The organism is Nocardia sp. SSK8 (assembly GCF_037034205.1).
In the GTDB taxonomy this organism is placed as follows: Bacteria; Actinomycetota; Actinomycetes; order Mycobacteriales; family Mycobacteriaceae; genus Nocardia.
This window is the reverse complement of the sequence record NZ_JBAGKD010000005.1, coordinates 47,723-63,722: the sequence shown is the minus strand read 5'-3', so window position 1 is coordinate 63,722 and position 16,000 is coordinate 47,723. Positions and strand designations below refer to the sequence as shown.

The window sequence follows — 16,000 nt, the reverse complement described above, 5'->3', positions numbered from 1 at the left end:
CGCTGCGATGTCCTACAGCTTGGCGAACCATCCTTCGATGAATTTGCGTTCACTGTTGAGCACCCGCTGGTGCAGCTGTTCGGCCAGCGGTTCGATGGCCCCACCCACCAGCGGGACCTTGACGGTGACGGTGCCGACGACTTCGATCTCGCTGCCCTCGGCGGTCGGGCGCAGCTCGTAGGTGCCCGACATCTCGGTATTGATGCCCCCGGTGTGGCCGGTGAAGCTGCCCTTGGCGATCTCACCCCGCAGCGGCTGCCAGTGGTCGGTGCGCGCGAGCACCAGATCGCTCTTGAGCACCTTGCGGACCAGGCCGGGAACCTTGTCCTGGCCGGGGGTTTCGGTCATCTGGATCCGGATCGAACCCGGTCCGTCGGGATGGGAGAGTTCCAGGGTCGCGGTGTCGGCGCCGGCGAATCGCTGCTGCCAGACCGCATCGTCGACGAGTGCCCGGTGAAGATCTTCGACCGGGACGGTGTAGGGCACGGTGAAGCTGAATTTTCGGGACATGCCCGCACACGCTAGTCCAGCGGACCATTAAGGTGGCCGGGTGTCGGAAACCAGCCAGTCGGAGCGGCGGAACGTGCGCCTGCGACGGGTGCGCGCCGGGGTGCTCGGCACCGCGACGGTGATCAGCGTGCTGATGGTGCTGCTGGTTCTGGCGGCCTGGCGCAACGACTACGAGATCGAGAATCATCGCGGCGTCACCTCCGGGGAGGTGCTCTCGGCGGGCAGGCTGCGCTCGGCGGTCATGTACGTGACACCGGACAGCGTGACCCACAATCCCAAGGTCGGCATCCTGTATCCGACCAACCTGACCGCAGGTCAGCGGATCAATGTCGAATACAGCACGCGCGATCCCGACCTGGTCCGGGTGGCCGGGCGCGACGCCCGGGTGGCGATCATCCCGGCGGCCTCGGTGATCGTGGTGGTGTGGGCGCTGGCCCTGCCGGTGCTGTGGCTGGTGCGGCGCAAGCGCGCGGCGTGATTTCCCCGGCTGTTCGCCGGGGCTTCACATCGGCGTAGGGGTGTCGCGTACCGGGCCGGTCAGGCTGACGGGGTGCGCGTAGCCATCGTGGCGGAGTCATTTCTGCCGAACATGAACGGCGTCGTCAACTCCGTGCTGCGGGTGGTGGACCATCTGGACCAGCACGGGCACGACGTGATGATCGTGGCGCCCGACACCCTGCGCGGTGTGGCCCCGGCCCCGCGCTGCCACGGCCGCTTCCCGGTGCACCGGGTGCCCGCGATGATGGTGCCCAAGGTGAGTTCGCTGCCGGTGGGCCTGCCGCAACCGGGGATCACCGCGGCCATCGCCGCCTTCGACCCGGATGTGGTGCACCTGGCCTCGCCGTTCCTGCTCGGCGCGGGCGGGCTGGCGGCCGCGACCCGGCTCGATCTCCCCTCGATCGCGGTATATCAAACCGATGTGGCCGGGTTCGCCAAGAGCTACGGGCTGGGACTGGCCTCCCGGGCGGCCTGGGCCTGGACCCGCCGGATCCACGAGGGCGCCACCCGCACGCTGGCCCCGTCCTCGGCGGCCGCGCACGATCTGGCCCAGCACGGCATCCCCCGGGTACATCGCTGGGGCCGCGGGGTCGATATCGACCGGTTCACCCCGGCCGCGCGCAGCGCCGAGCTGCGGGCGAGCTGGCTGGGCGCTGACCCGCAGCGGCTCGTGGTCGGCTTCGTGGGCAGGCTGGCGCCCGAGAAGCACGTCGAACGGCTGGCGGTGCTGGCCGGTGATCCGTCGATTCAGCTGGTCGTCGTCGGTGGCGGGCCCGAGCGCGAGAAGCTGGGCGAGCTGCTGCCCGGCGCGGTGTTCACCGGTGAGCTCGGCGGCGACGAGCTGGCCACGCACTACGCCAGCCTGGACGTGATGGTGCATCCGGGCGAGCACGAGACCTTCTGCCAGGGCGTGCAGGAGGCGCTGTCCTCGGGGGTGCCGGTGATCGGCCCCGACCAGGGCGGACCGCGCGATCTGATCGCGCACTGCCGCAACGGCTACCTGCTGCCGGTCGACCGGTTCACCGAACTGCTGCCCAGCGCGGTGTCGGCGCTGCGGGCCGCCGAGATCCGCGCGCGATTCTCCGCGGCGGCGCGCAAATCGGTGCTGCACCGCACCTGGCCCGCGATCTGCACCGAACTGCTCGGGCACTACGCGGATGTGACCGGATCGCGCGAACGCATGCCGCGCTCGGCCTAGAAGCCCGGCGCGGCCGACCGATAAGCTCGGTTCGTGGCGACAACAGAGCAGCGGGAACCGATTCGGGCTTCGCTGGACAAGCAACCCCACGAGGTCGCGTCGATGTTCGACGGTGTGGCGAAGCGCTACGACCTCACCAATACGGTCATCTCCGCGGGCCAGGACCGGTACTGGCGGTGGGCTACCCGGCGCGCGCTCGCGCTGCGCCCGGGCGAGCGGGTGCTCGACCTGGCGGCCGGGACGGGGGTGTCCACGGTGGAGCTCGGCAAGTCCGGCGCCTGGTGCGTGGCCGCGGACTTCTCCCAGGGCATGCTCGGGGCGGGCCGGTTCCGGCAGGTGCCGATGGTGGCCGGGGACGCGATGGCGCTGCCCTTCGCCGACAACTCCTTCGACGCGGTGACCATCTCCTTCGGCCTGCGCAATGTGGCCGAGATCGATGTGGCGCTGCGCGAGATGCTGCGGGTAACCAAGCCCGGTGGCCGGGTGGTGGTGTGCGAGTTCTCCACACCGGTGTTCGGGCCGTTCCGCACCGTCTACATGGAATACCTGATGAAGGCGCTGCCCCGGGTGGCCAAGGCGGTCAGCTCCAATCCGGACGCCTACGTGTATCTCGCCGAATCCATCCGTGCCTGGCCCAACCAGCGCAGGCTGGCACGCCGCATCGCGGACGCGGGCTGGGACTCGGTGCAGTGGCGTGACCTCACCGGCGGTGTGGTGGCGCTGCACCGCGGCTACAAACTGGCCTGAACCGGCCGCCGGGCCGGGGTGAGAACGGTCACCCCGCGCCCGCGCCGAGCGGGCGGCGACCACCCGGCACATCCCCTGATCAGCGGCGATATTCCGGCCGCAACCTCACAGCGAAAATTTCGTCCGGTGAGGTCGATTGTCACCTGGACATAACTTTCGGTAAATCCGGCGCAACGACGAGTGCGGATGATCGAAGCCATGACAGGGGAAGCTGACATCCGCGGCGCGGACACTGTGCGTACACAGTGTTCGTATTGCGGCGTCGGCTGCGGAATTACGGTCCAGACCAAGACTGATCAGTCGGGCGCTCGGGTGATCGCGAAGGTCAGCGGCGACAAGCTGCACCCGACCAACGCAGGCAGGCTCTGCACCAAGGGCGCCACCCACGCCGAGATGACGGCCGCGCCGGGCCGGATGGACACCGCCTACCACCGCCCCGAACGCGGACAGGTGCCGGTTCCGTTCCCGGTGGACGAGGCCGTGCACGAGACCGCCACCCGGTTGCGCGCGATCCTCGACGAGCACGGTCCCGACGCCATCGCCCTCTACGTCTCCGGGCAGATGTCGCTCGAGGCCCAGTACCTGGCCACCAAGCTGGCCAAGGGATATCTGCGGACCAAGCACATCGAGGCCAACTCCCGGCTGTGCATGGCCAGCGCGGGCACCGGCTACAAGCAGTCGCTGGGCGCCGACGGGCCCCCCGGGTCCTACGACGATTTCGAGCACGCCGACCTGTTCTTCGTCAGCGGCGCCAATATGGCCGACTGCCACCCCATCCTGTACCTGCGGATGACCGACCGGCTCAAGGCGGGCGCCAAGCTGATCGTGGTGGACCCGCGCCGCACCGATACCGCCGCCCGGGCCGACCTGTACCTGCAGATCGCCCCCGGCACCGACCTGGCGCTGCTCAACGGCCTGCTGCACCTGCTGGTCGCCGACGGCGCGATCGACACCGGCTTCATCGCCGCCCACACCGAGGGCTGGGACGCGATGCCGGAATTCCTCGCGGACTATCCGCCCGCCCGGGTCGCCGAGATCACCGGCCTGGCCGAGGCCGATATCCGCGCCGCGGCCACCATGATCGCCGAGGCGGGCGAGTGGATGTCGCTGTGGACGATGGGCCTGAACCAGTCCACCCACGGCACCTGGAACACCAATGCCCTGATCAACCTGCACCTGGCCACCGGCGCGATCTGCCGCCCCGGCAGCGGCCCGTTCTCGCTCACCGGCCAGCCCAATGCCATGGGCGGGCGCGAGATGGGTTACATGGGTCCCGGCCTGCCCGGCCAGCGCAGCCTGCTCTCCGCCGACGACCGCGCCTTCGTCGAGACCGCGTGGGAGCTGCCCGCGGGCACCCTGCGCACCGAGGCCGGGCCGGGCACCATCGAGATGTTCCGTGGTCTGGCCGAGGGCGAGATCAAGGCCGCCTGGATCATCTGCACCAATCCGGTGGCCACCGTGGCCAATCGCAAGACCGTGATCGCCGGGCTGGAGGCGGCCGAGCTGGTGGTGGTGCAGGACGCCTACACCGAGACCGCGACCAACGCCTACGCCGATCTGCTGCTGCCCGCCACGCTGTGGGCCGAAAGCGATGCGGTGATGGTGAATTCGGAGCGCAACGTCACCCTGCTGCGGCAGTCGCTGGACCCGGTCGGCGACGCGCGGCCGGACTGGCTGCTGATCGCGCAGGTCGCCACCGCCATGGGTTTCCCCGGCTTCGACTTCGCGTCCAGCGCCGAGGTGTTCGCCGAGCTGCGGCAGTTCACCAACCCCGCCACCGGCTACGACCTGAGCGGAATGAGCTACGAGCGGCTGGGCGAGGGCCCGATGCAGTGGCCGTGCGCCGACGAGAACTCGCCGCGCAATCCGATCCGCTACCGCAACGACGGCCGCCACCAGCCGCTGCACGTGGAGGCCGACGGCACCACCCCGGCGCTGGCCTTCGCGACGCCCAGCCGCCGCGCGGTGTTCTTCGCGCGCCCGCACCTGCCCGCCGCCGAGCTGCCCGATGACGACTACCCCTTCCTGCTCAATACCGGCCGCCTGCAACACCAGTGGCACACGATGACCAAGACCGGCAAGGTCGGCAAACTCACCAAGCTCACCGGCGCGCCGTTCGTGGAGATCCACCCGGCCGACGCGCAGCGCCTGGACCTGCGGGCCGGTGATCAGCTCGAGATCGCCTCGCGCCGGGGCCGGGCCGTGCTGCCGGTGCGGGTCAGTGATCGGGTTCGTCCCGGTGATTGTTTTGCTCCTTTCCATTGGAACGACGAACAGGGCGAGTACCTGACGATCAACGCTGTCACCAACGACGCCGTCGACCCTGCCTCGCTGCAACCGGAGTTCAAGGCCTGCGCCGTGGCGCTGCGCCGGGTGGGTCCGGCCGCCGAGCCCGAGCAGGCACCCGCCGCACCGGTCGCCCACCCGCTGGCCGGGATCCTCGGCCTGGCGGCGGGCACCGCGCCGACCCTGAGCGAGACCGAACGCATCTACCTGGGCGGCTATCTCGCGGCGCTGCAGTCGCTGCCGGTGACCGGTCAGCCGGTGCTGCCCGCGAGCGCGCCGCTGTCGGCCCCGTCGCGACTATGGGTCGACGGCCTGCTGGCCGGGATGTACTCGCGCGGCACCGCGGGCGCCACCGAGCCCCTCGCCGCCCCGGCCCCGGCGACGCGGCCGCTCACCGTGCTGTGGGCCTCGCAGACCGGTAATGCCGAGGAGCTGGCCGCCACCGTCGCGGCCCGGCTCGCCGAGGCAGGCCGCACCCCCGCCCTGCTGGACATGGACTCCTGCGAGCTGACCGCCCTCACCGGCGACATCCTGGTGGTGACCAGCACCTTCGGTGACGGCGGCCCGCCCGACAACGGCGCCGATTTCTGGACCCGGCTCGACGACAGCATCATCCGCCTGACCGAGGTCCGCTACGCGGTGTTCGCACTGGGTGACTCCTCCTATGACGATTTCTGCGGCCACGGCCGCAAGTTGGACACGCTCCTCGCCGCCCGCGGCGCGCAGCGGCTGCTCCCCCGCGTCGACAGCGAACCCGATTTCGCCGACGCCGCCGACCAGTGGCTCGACGAGGTGATCGAGGTGCTCACCGCGGCCGCCACGGACCACCCCGCGACCAGCACTGCTCCGGCGGGCCTGCCGACCGGACCCGGCTCCGGCGGTGCGACCGACCCCGCGCACTTCGGCACGGGTACCAACGGACCCGGCTCCAGTGGTCCGGCCGGTCCGGCCGGTTTCGCCACCCCGGGCGCCCTCGCTCCCGCGAGCGGACTGGTGAACTCCGGTTCGGGCAACCTCGGTGCAGGTGGCCCCGCGAGCGGTCCGGCACCCGCGGGCGTGGGTAGCGCTCCCGCCGGACGCGGTGGCGCGACCGTGCTCGACCGCCCCCAGGCCACGCGCACCCAGCGGCCCGCACCCGCACCGTTCACCCGTCAGTCGCCGGTCCGCGTGACGCTGATGCGTAACGAGATCCTCAGTGCACCCGGCTCGTCGAAGGAAGTGCGCCGCTTCGGTTTCGACCTGCACGACCTCGAGGCCGGGTACGAGGTGGGCGACTCGCTGGGTGTGCTGCCCGCCAACTGCACCGATCTCGTGGAGGAATGGCTGACGGCCACCGGGCTGGACGGCCGCCGGAGCGTCGAGCTCGACAACCGTGAGCTCCCGCTCGCCGAGGCGCTGCGCACGCACTTCGACATCACCAAGGTGAGCCAGGATCTGCTCGGCTTCATCGCCGAACGCAATCCGCATCCGCAGCTGGCCAAGCTGCTGCGCCGCGACAATCGCAACGAGCTCGCGGGCTATCTGTGGGATCGCCAGGCCGTCGACGTGCTGCGCGACTTCCCCGTCCGCACCGATCTCGTCGACTGGCTCGGCGCGCTGAAAAAGCTTCAGCCCCGCCAGTATTCGATCTCCTCCAGCCCGCTGACCACCCCGGACGAAGTCCAGCTCACCGTCGGCGTGGTGCGCTACGGCGACCCGGTGGGCGATGCCGCTCGCCGCGGTGGGGTGTGCTCGACCTTCCTGGCGGACCGCGCAGGCGCCGAGGTGCCGATCTTCTTGCAGCGGGCACCACATTTCCGCCCGCCGCTGGACCCGAACGCCCCGATGATCATGGTGGGTCCGGGCACCGGTATCGCTCCCTTCCGTGGTTTCCTGCACGAGCGCCGGGCGCTCGGCGCGACCGGCCGCAACTGGCTGTTCTTCGGCGACCAGCACGCCGCGCAGAACTTCTACTACCGCGCCGAACTGGAGGACATGTTCCGCTCGGGCTTCCTCACCCGGCTCGACCTCGCTTTCTCCCGCGACCAGCGCGAGCGGATCTATGTGCAGTACCGGATGATCGAGCACGGCGCCGAGCTGTGGGCCTGGCTGCGCGAGGGCGCCCACTTCTATGTGTGTGGTGACGCCGCCCGCATGGCCAAGGACGTCGACGACACGCTGCTGCGGATCGCCCAGATCCACGGCAAACTCGACGAGGCCGGGGCCCTGGCCTTCAAGAAGCAGCTGGTCGCCGAGAAGCGCTACGTGCGCGACGTCTACTGACTCACGCCGCCCGGACCGCGGGCGGGTTGAGCCGGGCGAAGTCCGGCAGCCGGTGGTACGGGTAGTAGGGGTAGGGCGGGGTGGTGGCGCTCGCGGCGTCGAGGGCGGCCAGGTGCTCCGGGTCGAGCTGCCAGCCGACGGCGTCGAGGTTCTGCCGTAATTGCTGCTCGTTGCGGGCGCCGATCAAGACGGTGGCGACCGTGGGGCGGGTGAGCAGCCAGTTCAGCGCGATCTGGGGGACACTGCGGCCGGTCTCGGCGGAGATCCGGTCGAGGACCTCGACCACCGTGTAGAGGTGTTCGTCGTCCACCGGCGGACCGGCCTGCGCCGTCTCGTGCAGGCGGCTGCCCGCCGGAAGCGGTTGACCGCGCCGCACTTTGCCGGTGAGCCTGCCCCAGCCCAGCGGGCTCCAGACTACCGCGCCGACGCCCTGATCGGCGCCGACCGGCATGAGCTCCCACTCGTAGTCGCGGCCGACGAGCGAGTAGTAGACCTGGTGGGCCACCGGCTTTTCCAGGCCGAGCGACTCGGCGGTGGACAGCGTCTTCATCAGTTCCCACCCGGCGAAGTTGGACACGCCCAGATAGCGAATCTTGCCCGCGCGCACGAGATCGTCCAGGGCCGAGAGTGTTTCGGCCAGCGGTGTGCCCGCGTCGTAGGCGTGCAGCTGGAACAGGTCGAGATAGTCGGTGCCGAGGCGGCGCAACGACGCGTCGACGGCGCGGATCAGCCGGGCCCGGCCGGACCCGGCCTCGTGCGGGCCCGGCCCGGTCGGCAGGGCGGATTTCGTGGACAGCAGCACCTGATCGCGCCTGCCCTTGATCGCCGCGCCGAGCACCTCCTCCGAGGCGCCCTCGGAGTAGACGTCGGCGGTGTCGAAGAAGGTGACGCCCGCGTCGAGGCTGATGTCGACCAGGCGCCGGGCCTGGGCGGCGTCGGTATCGCCCCAGGCGCTGAACAGGGCGCCGCGGCCGCCGAAGGTGCCCGCACCGAAGCCGAGCGCCGGAACGAGAAGTCCGGATGCGCCGAGCCGACGGTATTCCATGAGAACTCCTAAAGGGTCTATAGTTCCGTTAACAGGATCGACAGTACACCCGATCACCACTAAATGAAACAGGAGTTCCGTTATGCGCCACGACATCGCCTGGCCCGGCTCGGTTCGCCCAGGTGGACGCACCGCCAGGGTGCGCGAATCGGTGTTGCAGGTCGCTGGTGATCTGCTCGCCGATCACGGTTACCCGGCCCTGGATCTGGCCGAGGTGGCCGCCACGGCCGGGGTCGGCAAGACCACCGTCTACCGCCGCTGGCGCACCCCCGCGGGCCTGGTGGCCGATCTGCTGGTGGAGATGGCCGAGCAGTCGCTGCCCCGCGCCGACACCGGCTCCCTGCTCGACGACCTCACCGCCAATGCCCGGCTGGTCGCCGGGACGCTCACCGATCCCCGGCAGGGCAATCTGTTCCGGGCCGTCATCGCCGCCGCCACCGGCGACGAGTCCACCGCCACCGCCCTGCACACCTTCTACGACATCCGGCTCACCGAGTGGGCGCCCTGCGTCGAGGACGCGGTGGCCCGGGGTGAGGCGCCGCCGGGCACCGACCCGCGCGCGGTCCTCTCGGCGGTCTCCGGCCCGCTGTACTACCGATTACTCGCCAGCGGCGACCCGATCGACGAGGCCGCCGCCGACGCCGCCGCCCGCGCGGCCACCATCGCCGCCGCCGCGGGCGCCTTCGTCAGCTGACGGCCGGGGCGGCCGGACGCCAGGCGGGGTCGCGGCCGGTGAGCCCGAGCAGCCGGTCCAGCTCCGGCGCCGCCGCGTCGACCTCGACCACCGGCCCGAACAGGCCGGGGGTGCCCTCCGGGTCGGTCTCGCGCAGGAACTCGCGCAGGATCGCCAGATCGCGCGGATCGGCGCCGAACGACTGCCCGGTCGACACGGCCAGGTCCCAGCCGTGGATGACGAGCTCGTCGAGCGCGACGGTCGCCATGACCGGCGCGGGCAGCACGATGCCGCCCGCTTCGGCGTCACCGTCCCAGGCCTCGGGCGCGTGCCAGGCGGCGGTCAGCGCGGTGAGCCGGGCGGGGGCCAGCGTCCGCCAGTCGGCGGGCAGGGGAATGTCGAGGCTGGGCGGGGCGCTCTGGCCCGCGGACTCCTTGGTCGCGGCCTGACGGAAGGCCTCGGTGAGGCCGACGACGTGGGACAACATCTGGGAGACCACGGTGTCGGCGCACGGGGTGGGAGCGCTGAGCTGGTCGTCGGTGATGCCCTCGACCACGGTGGCCAGCGATCGGGCGGCGGCGGCGAGATCGAATTGCGGTTGCATGCGGACTCCTCGGCGGCGATGGACGGCGTTACCTGTAGAGACGACGCCACGGCCCGGGATTCATCGGCCCGCGCGGGTTGCCGAGCGCGCGTGATCGGCGCACGCTGGAATCGCAGGACCGTTCCATCACCACGTCCGAGGTAGTACCGAGGAGGATCGATGAGCGAGTACGACCCCGCCCGCCCGCTGGACGAAGTCCCCGAGGCCGATCGCGTCGAACAGGAACAATCGGCCTTCCGGGACGACGACGCGGACGATCCGGCCTTCGCCGACGCGGCCGACTACGCCGAGGTCGCCGCGCACGTCGCCCAGGACGCGGGCAACGCCAACCCCGCGGACGTGATCGAGCAGACCCTCTCCGTCCCCTACGAGGACGAGGAGCTCGGCGCCGACCGCTAGCTAGCCCGCGATCTTCGCGCGCACGGTCGCGTGCAGTTCGCGCAGGCTGGAGCGTTCCGTCGCGACCTCGAGCACCCGCAGCCCGTGCGCGTCCCCGGTCAGCTCCACCGCCAGCTCGGTGGGGTCGACCTGGCGGTGCGGGATGCGGTAGGCCGCGCACAGCGCCGCCAGATCCATCCCGTGCGGGGTACCGAAGACCCGCTCGAAGACGCCCGCGTACTGCGGGTCGCCCTGTTCGAGCAGTTCGAAGATGCCGCCGCCGTCGTCGTTGGCGACCACGATGGTGAGGTTGTCCGGGCGCGGTTCGCCCCGGCCGATGAGCAGGCCGGACGCGTCGTGCAGGAAGGTCAGGTCGCCCATCATGGCGATGGTGCGGCCGGGATGGGCCAGCGCGGCGCCGACCGCGCCGGAAACGGTGCCGTCGATGCCCGCCACGCCGCGATTGGACAGCACGCGCACGCCGGGGCGCGGCGGTGCGACCAGGGCCGCGTCGCGCACCGGGTTCGAGGCGCCGAGCAGCAGCTGGTCGCCCTCGCGCAGCGCGTCCATGACGACCGCGGCCACGTGCAGACCGGTCGCCTTGGGGTGCGCGGCCAGCTCGTCACGGACCACCGCGCGGGCCTGCCGGTCGAGGTCGGCGCAGCGCCGCAACCAGGCGGAATCCGGTGCGCCGCTGGTCACCGCGCGGGTGCCGGTGCCGACGACATTGCCGGACACATCGGGCCAGCGCGGACCGGTGGTGAGCGCGAAGACGGTGACCTCCGGGTCGGCCAGCACCCGGGAGACCTGCCGGTGCAGGGTGGGCCGCCCGGTGATGATCGCCTGGGTCGGTTTCAGCAGCGGCAGCGCCAGCGGGTGCAGGGCCGGGCCGTGCACGGGCGCGGTCGGCTCGGCCACGGTCGGCAGGGCCGCGAGCTCGGGACGCAGCCCGGCGCCGTGGCCGGAGATGACCACCGTGTCGGGAGTGAGGTCGATATCGAGGGGAACGTCGAGGGTGGCGTACTGGGTCGCGGTCCACGGCCGGTCCTCGGCGCGCCCCGGCGGCAGCGGATCGGTCGACAGCTCGGGGACCAGCGGCTCGCGCAGCGGAATGTCGAACTGGACCGGTCCGGCATTGCCCGAGCGGGTTCCGCGCGCGGCGGCGAGCACCCGGCACACCGCCGAGCGCCACACACTGTTCTGCCGCGGATAGCTCAGCTCGCCAGCCTCCGCCTCGGCCAGCCCGAGGCTGATCGTGGCCCGGACCTGGCTACCGAACAGGCCCATCTGCTCGACGGTCTGATTGGCGCCGGTGCCCAGCATCTCGTAGGGCCGGTTGGCACTGATGACGATGAGCGGCACCCGCGCGTAGTTGGCTTCGAGCACCGCGGGCCCGAGATTGGCCACCGCGGTTCCCGAGGTCATCACCACCGGCACCGGCCGCCCCGAGGACACCGCGAGCCCGATCGCGAGGAAACCCGCGGTCCGCTCGTCGATGCGCATGTGCAGCCGTAGCCGCCCGGCCACGTCCGCCGCCTGCAGGGCGAAGGCCAGCGGGGCATTGCGCGAGCCGGGGCACAGCACCACCTCGCGGACGCCGCCGCGCACGAGTTCGTCGACGACCACCCGGGCCTGCGCAGTAGACGGATTCACAAACCCCAGCCTGTCAGACCGGGATACCCACGTCTCCCCCCGGCCCGCGTTGCCTGCGTCACGGGCGGGTCGGCGGACCGGGTTCCGGGCCCACCGAGCGCATTCTCCGGACAATTCACCCGAATTTCAGATCGGCCGATGCATATCTGTTGATATGACGAAGCGAGACTATTCAAGAATCCGCAACAAGATCACCAATAAAAAGAAATCCGGTGCGGGCACAGGGCCCGGCACCGGATTTCGGCGAGTGTCCGCGGAACCGCTCAGGAAGCGGGCTGGGTGAGATCCTGGATGCCGATGACGGATTCGATGATGTTGAGCACCGCGGAGGTGCCACTGTCGACCGCGGCGCTGCCCGACTCGAGCACACCGAAACCGGCGGCCGAGCCGGTGGTGAGGTCCGCGGAACCGCTGGCCAGATCGGCCGATCCGCTGGCCGAGCCACTGAAGGAACCGGTGCCCGCGGAGCCCGAGTCGGCGCCCGCGACGGCGACGGGACCGAGGAACATGGCGGCAGCGGCGGCAGCGGCGCCGGTGGCGGCGAGAGTCTTGCGAGAGATCATGAGAACCGAACTTCCTTTCAGCAATTCGCGTTTCGAACCGCTCGAAAAGCAACGTAATCGATGCGATCCGGAACTTTCCACCGCCGCCGCGGCGCCCGAATTTCCGGCGACCTTCGCTTTTCCTGCCGTTCACCCGCGCCGTTATCCGGCTCACAATCTCCCGACCGGAATTTACCGCTGACCGGAAAACACTGTGGCGTGCGACTCCCGGCACGTCGTTACGTGAGTGTGGTCACCGCGCACGCGAAAGGCCGGTGCGGCCCGGAGACATCCCCGGCGGCCGCACCGGCCTTTCGTGACGATCACGGCGGGGGCTGCCCCGCCCCTTGCTCAGCCCGCGTGCTTCTGCACCAGGTCGGCAACCCGCGGCAGCGCCTCGACGACGTGCTTCTTGGCGGAGCCACGCATCGACGAGTAGACCTTCTGCAGAGCCGGACGCGAGGAGGCCTCGGCCCGGGCATCGGTGACAGCCAGCAGCGACTCGGCGACCTCGTCCGACTTCGACGTCAGCAGGTCGGCGAAGGTGCCGGTGCCCGAGGTGGTGAATTCGGCCCAGTACGGCTGGAGCTGGTCGAGCAGCTTGGGCGCCAGCGATGCGAGGGCATCCGGAACGATGGTGGGGCTGATCTTCTTGACCGCCGCGTAGCCACCCTTCACGGCCAGGCCGGACGCACCACCTTTGTCCGAGACCTCGGCGTCGAGAACCTCGACGGCGTCAGCAAGGAAAGCCGGACGCTTGGTGTCGTCGAGCAGGGATTCAGACAGTGCTGCAACCACTTTCAGGTTCCTCCGGATCGGTTCGTTGAACGAGCAGCCGCAACTATACGCACCGGGTCGGTCCGGCACCGCGCGACCGCTCCACCTGCGGTGTCACGACCATGTACCACCGCGAGCGACAGTAGGGCAATAATCGGGGTCGTGACTTTCGATCCGAAGCTGTGGCGGCCCGTCCCCGGGTTCGAGGACCTGACCGACATCACCTATCACCGACATATCGAGCAGGGCACGGTGCGGGTGGCGTTCGACCGGCCCGAGGTGCGCAACGCGTTCCGTCCGCACACCGTCGACGAGCTGTATCGCGCGCTCGACCACGCGCGGATGTCCTCGGATGTCGGCGCGGTGCTGCTCACCGGCAACGGACCGAGCCCCAAGGACGGCGGCTGGGCCTTCTGCTCCGGCGGCGACCAGCGCATCCGTGGCCGCAGCGGCTACCAGTACGCCGAGGGCGAGACCGCCGACACCGTAGATCCCGCGCGCGCTGGCCGGTTACACATCCTCGAGGTGCAGCGGCTCATCCGGTTCATGCCCAAGGTGGTGATCGCGCTGGTGAACGGCTGGGCCGCCGGTGGCGGGCACAGCCTGCACGTGGTGTGCGACCTGACGCTGGCCTCGCGCGAGCACGCGCGGTTCAAGCAGACCGACGCCGACGTGGGCTCCTTCGACGGCGGTTACGGCAGCGCGTATCTGGCCAAGATGGTCGGCCAGAAGTTCGCCCGCGAGATCTTCTTTCTCGGCAGGCCGTACACGGCCGAGGAGATGCATCAGATGGGCGCGGTGAACAAGGTCGTCGACCACGACGAGCTGGAGAACGTCGCGCTGGAGTGGACCGCCGACATCAATGGCAAATCCCCGCAGGCCCAGCGCATGCTGAAGTACGCGTTCAACCTGCTCGACGACGGCCTGGTCGGCCAGCAGCTCTTCGCGGGCGAGGCGACCCGCATGGCGTACATGACCGACGAGGCCGTGGAGGGCCGCGACTCGTTCCTGGAGAAACGCGAACCGGACTGGACCCCCTACCCCTGGTACTTCTGACCCGAGACAGGCGGACCCCATGGAGATTCTCAACAGCCGGATCATCGTGCGGCCCAGCGACTATGCCCGCACGCTGGAGTTCTACCGGGACGGGCTGGGGCTGGCGATCGCCAGGGAGTACCCGGGCGGCACGGTGTTCTTCGCCGGGCAGTCGCTGCTCGAGGTCGCCGGGCACGGCGGCGGCGAGCAGCCGGGCGGCTTCGCGGGCGCGATCTGGTTGCAGGTGCGCGACATCGCCGACGCGGCGGCGGAATTGGCGCTGAAGGGAATCGTGATCGAGCGCGCGCCCGCGCTCGAACCATGGGGTCTGTGGGAGATGTGGGTGCGGGACCCGGACGGGGTGCCGCTGGTGCTGGTCGAGGTTCCGGCCGAGCATCCGATCCGGCGCGATCAGCGTCGGCCCCCGGAGTGAGCGCGACCCGGCCGAGCCGAGTTGCCGATCGTGGTCCGGCCGCGCACGATAGCTGCGAGCAACCGCAAACAGACCCGTTGGCCGGGTCTTGTCGGTCGCATGACACGATCGAAGCCGTGAGGGCGCGCAGCAAGCTGTATCCGGAGGTGAAGGCGTGAGCAGAACGCTGCGGACGCTGCAGATGCCGACCGGTTCCGGTGTCGGCGAAGTGCTTCCCCACCTGCGGCAGGCGCTCGACGGCAGCGGCCCGGCCTGGCTGCCGATTCCCACCACCGACCGCCGTGAGGCGCGCAGGCTCTCCGACGCGCTCAAGCCCGGCGATCCGATCGACGACGACGTCGCCCTGGTCGTGACGACCTCGGGCACCACCGGCATCCCCAAGGGCGCTTTGCTGGGCGCCGAGGCCCTGCGGGCCAGCGGCAATGCCACCCACGAGCGGCTGGGCGGGCCGGGCAGCTGGCTGCTGGCGCTGCCCACCCATCACATCGCCGGTATCCAGGTGCTGCTGCGCAGCATCCTGGCCGGGACCGAACCGACCGTGCTGGACGTGTCGGGCGGGTTCCTGCCCGAGGCGCTGGCCGGGGCCGTGGCCGCCATGCGCGGCCCGCGCCGCTACACCGCGCTGGTGCCGACGCAGCTGATCAAGTCGCTGGACTCGCCGGTGGCGGCCAAGGCGCTGGCCGAGCTGGACGCCGTGCTGGTCGGCGGGGCGGCCACCCCGCTGCCCGTCTACGACCGGGCCCGCGACATGGGCATCAATGTGGTGCGGACCTACGGCATGAGCGAGACCTGCGGTGGGTGCGTCTACGAGGGCGTGCCACTGGACGGCACGCTGATCCGGATCGAGGACGGCCGGGTGGTGCTCGGCGGGGCGATGGTCGCGCGAGGCTACCGCAATCTGCCCGATCATCCGGCCTTCGCCGAGCCCGGCTGGTTCCGCACCGAGGACGCGGGCACCTACACCGACGGCGTGCTGACCATCTCCGGTCGCCTCGACGAGGCGATCATGACCGGCGGGCTGCTGGTGATCCCGCAGGTCGTGGAGGCCGTGCTGGCCACCCATCCGGGCATTCGCGAGTGCATCGTGCTCGGCCTGCCCGACGAGCGGCTGGGTCAGCGGGTGGCGGTGGCGATCGTGCCCGCGCCGGGCGCCGCGCCGACGCTGGACGAGCTGCGCGCGCATGTCGTTGCCGAGCTGGATTCCATCGCCGCCCCGCGTGAGCTGGCGGTTCTCGACGAGATTCCGCTGCGTGGACCGGGTAAACCCGACCGCGCCGCACTGCGCGCGCACCTGCGGGCCGACACCGCGCGCTGAGCTGTCGCGGCCTTACACGGGCCGTGACATGCCGGTGCAAGAGC

16 protein-coding genes are annotated in these 16,000 nt (G+C 70.6%); 10 read left to right on the top strand and 6 right to left on the bottom strand.

The genetic code is table 11. From position 1 onward, the window contains the following. Nucleotides 1-12 precede the first annotated feature (12 nt). Nucleotides 13-510, bottom strand: a complete 498-nt coding sequence (locus tag WA675_RS11640) for a DUF2505 domain-containing protein (protein WP_336084260.1) — start codon at nucleotides 508-510, stop codon at nucleotides 13-15. Between the two features lie 40 nt (nucleotides 511-550). Here WA675_RS11640 and WA675_RS11635 point away from each other — a divergent pair, with 40 nt between their 5' ends. From WA675_RS11635 to WA675_RS11620, 4 genes are all read left to right on the top strand, one after another. Further along, a complete protein-coding gene (locus tag WA675_RS11635; RefSeq protein ID WP_336084259.1) occupies nucleotides 551-988 on the top strand; it encodes a DUF3592 domain-containing protein in 438 nt (145 codons plus the stop codon). Nucleotides 989-1,060: 72 nt separating this feature from the next. Beyond that, nucleotides 1,061-2,206 carry a glycosyltransferase family 4 protein gene (locus WA675_RS11630; RefSeq protein ID WP_336084258.1) on the top strand — a complete coding sequence of 382 codons (1,146 nt, stop codon included), beginning with the start codon at nucleotides 1,061-1,063 and terminating at the stop codon, nucleotides 2,204-2,206. 33 nt (nucleotides 2,207-2,239) lie between these two features. Next, nucleotides 2,240-2,953 (top strand): demethylmenaquinone methyltransferase, encoded by a 714-nt coding sequence (locus WA675_RS11625; protein ID WP_336084257.1) that lies wholly within the window; start codon nucleotides 2,240-2,242, stop codon nucleotides 2,951-2,953. A gap of 186 nt (nucleotides 2,954-3,139) precedes the next feature. Beyond that, nucleotides 3,140-7,501: a molybdopterin-dependent oxidoreductase gene (locus tag WA675_RS11620; RefSeq protein WP_336084256.1), complete on the top strand. Its 4,362-nt coding sequence runs from the start codon at nucleotides 3,140-3,142 to the stop codon at nucleotides 7,499-7,501. A gap of 1 nt (nucleotide 7,502) precedes the next feature. Here WA675_RS11620 and WA675_RS11615 read toward each other — a convergent pair whose 3' ends face one another. Next, the gene (locus WA675_RS11615) at nucleotides 7,503-8,546 is read right to left on the bottom strand and encodes an aldo/keto reductase (protein WP_336084255.1); all 1,044 of its coding nucleotides are present in this window, start codon (nucleotides 8,544-8,546) and stop codon (nucleotides 7,503-7,505) included. An 82-nt stretch (nucleotides 8,547-8,628) separates the two neighbouring features. Between WA675_RS11615 and WA675_RS11610 the strand changes: the two genes are divergently transcribed. Then, a complete protein-coding gene (locus WA675_RS11610) occupies nucleotides 8,629-9,240 on the top strand; it encodes a TetR/AcrR family transcriptional regulator (RefSeq protein ID WP_336084254.1) in 612 nt (203 codons plus the stop codon). Here the strand turns inward: WA675_RS11610 and WA675_RS11605 are convergent. Next, nucleotides 9,233-9,823: a TIGR03086 family metal-binding protein gene (locus WA675_RS11605; protein ID WP_336084253.1), complete on the bottom strand. Its 591-nt coding sequence runs from the start codon at nucleotides 9,821-9,823 to the stop codon at nucleotides 9,233-9,235. The two genes, WA675_RS11610 and WA675_RS11605, sit on opposite strands and share 8 nt — an antisense overlap. Nucleotides 9,824-9,982: 159 nt before the next feature. On the opposite strand from WA675_RS11605, the gene WA675_RS11600 reads away from it, so the two are divergent. Next, nucleotides 9,983-10,222 (top strand): hypothetical protein, encoded by a 240-nt coding sequence (locus WA675_RS11600; RefSeq protein ID WP_336084252.1) that lies wholly within the window; start codon nucleotides 9,983-9,985, stop codon nucleotides 10,220-10,222. On the opposite strand, the gene menD is transcribed toward WA675_RS11600, so the two are convergent. Together menD and WA675_RS11590 are read right to left on the bottom strand one after the other, a co-directional pair. Then, nucleotides 10,223-11,854: a 2-succinyl-5-enolpyruvyl-6-hydroxy-3-cyclohexene-1-carboxylic-acid synthase gene (gene menD / locus WA675_RS11595; protein WP_336084251.1), complete on the bottom strand. Its 1,632-nt coding sequence runs from the start codon at nucleotides 11,852-11,854 to the stop codon at nucleotides 10,223-10,225. Nucleotides 11,855-12,117: 263 nt separating this feature from the next. Further along, the gene (locus WA675_RS11590; protein WP_336084250.1) at nucleotides 12,118-12,417 is read right to left on the bottom strand and encodes a hypothetical protein; all 300 of its coding nucleotides are present in this window, start codon (nucleotides 12,415-12,417) and stop codon (nucleotides 12,118-12,120) included. On the opposite strand from WA675_RS11590, the gene WA675_RS11585 reads away from it, so the two are divergent. After that, the gene (locus WA675_RS11585) at nucleotides 12,416-12,598 is read left to right on the top strand and encodes a hypothetical protein (RefSeq protein WP_336084249.1); all 183 of its coding nucleotides are present in this window, start codon (nucleotides 12,416-12,418) and stop codon (nucleotides 12,596-12,598) included. The two genes, WA675_RS11590 and WA675_RS11585, sit on opposite strands and share 2 nt — an antisense overlap. Before the next feature lie 149 nt (nucleotides 12,599-12,747). Here WA675_RS11585 and WA675_RS11580 read toward each other — a convergent pair whose 3' ends face one another. Further along, a complete protein-coding gene (locus WA675_RS11580; protein ID WP_336084248.1) occupies nucleotides 12,748-13,194 on the bottom strand; it encodes a DUF6918 family protein in 447 nt (148 codons plus the stop codon). A gap of 141 nt (nucleotides 13,195-13,335) precedes the next feature. Between WA675_RS11580 and WA675_RS11575 the strand changes: the two genes are divergently transcribed. The 3 genes from WA675_RS11575 to menE all read left to right on the top strand — a co-directional run bounded on the left by WA675_RS11575 (nucleotide 13,336) and on the right by menE (nucleotide 15,956). After that, nucleotides 13,336-14,229 carry a 1,4-dihydroxy-2-naphthoyl-CoA synthase gene (locus WA675_RS11575; RefSeq protein WP_336084247.1) on the top strand — a complete coding sequence of 298 codons (894 nt, stop codon included), beginning with the start codon at nucleotides 13,336-13,338 and terminating at the stop codon, nucleotides 14,227-14,229. Nucleotides 14,230-14,248: 19 nt separating this feature from the next. Continuing rightward, complete coding sequence (locus tag WA675_RS11570) at nucleotides 14,249-14,641, top strand: VOC family protein (protein ID WP_336084246.1); 393 nt, start codon at nucleotides 14,249-14,251, stop codon at nucleotides 14,639-14,641. A 181-nt stretch (nucleotides 14,642-14,822) separates the two neighbouring features. Then, on the top strand, nucleotides 14,823-15,956 hold the full coding sequence (menE, locus tag WA675_RS11565) for an o-succinylbenzoate--CoA ligase (RefSeq protein WP_336084528.1): 1,134 nt from the start codon (nucleotides 14,823-14,825) through the stop codon (nucleotides 15,954-15,956). The last annotated feature ends 44 nt before the right edge of the window (nucleotides 15,957-16,000 follow it).

Coding starts and splice junctions, on each gene's coding strand:
- WA675_RS11640 (WP_336084260.1), bottom strand. CDS start 510: ATGTCCCGAAAATTCAGCTTCACCGTGCCCTACACCGTCCCGGTCGAA.
- WA675_RS11605 (WP_336084253.1), bottom strand. CDS start 9,823: ATGCAACCGCAATTCGATCTCGCCGCCGCCGCCCGATCGCTGGCCACC.
- menE (WP_336084528.1), top strand. CDS start 14,823: ATGCCGACCGGTTCCGGTGTCGGCGAAGTGCTTCCCCACCTGCGGCAG.
- WA675_RS11615 (WP_336084255.1), bottom strand. CDS start 8,546: ATGGAATACCGTCGGCTCGGCGCATCCGGACTTCTCGTTCCGGCGCTC.
- WA675_RS11570 (WP_336084246.1), top strand. CDS start 14,249: ATGGAGATTCTCAACAGCCGGATCATCGTGCGGCCCAGCGACTATGCC.
- WA675_RS11600 (WP_336084252.1), top strand. CDS start 9,983: ATGAGCGAGTACGACCCCGCCCGCCCGCTGGACGAAGTCCCCGAGGCC.
- WA675_RS11610 (WP_336084254.1), top strand. CDS start 8,629: ATGCGCCACGACATCGCCTGGCCCGGCTCGGTTCGCCCAGGTGGACGC.
- WA675_RS11620 (WP_336084256.1), top strand. CDS start 3,140: ATGATCGAAGCCATGACAGGGGAAGCTGACATCCGCGGCGCGGACACT.
- WA675_RS11585 (WP_336084249.1), top strand. CDS start 12,416: ATGAGAACCGAACTTCCTTTCAGCAATTCGCGTTTCGAACCGCTCGAA.
- WA675_RS11590 (WP_336084250.1), bottom strand. CDS start 12,417: ATGATCTCTCGCAAGACTCTCGCCGCCACCGGCGCCGCTGCCGCCGCT.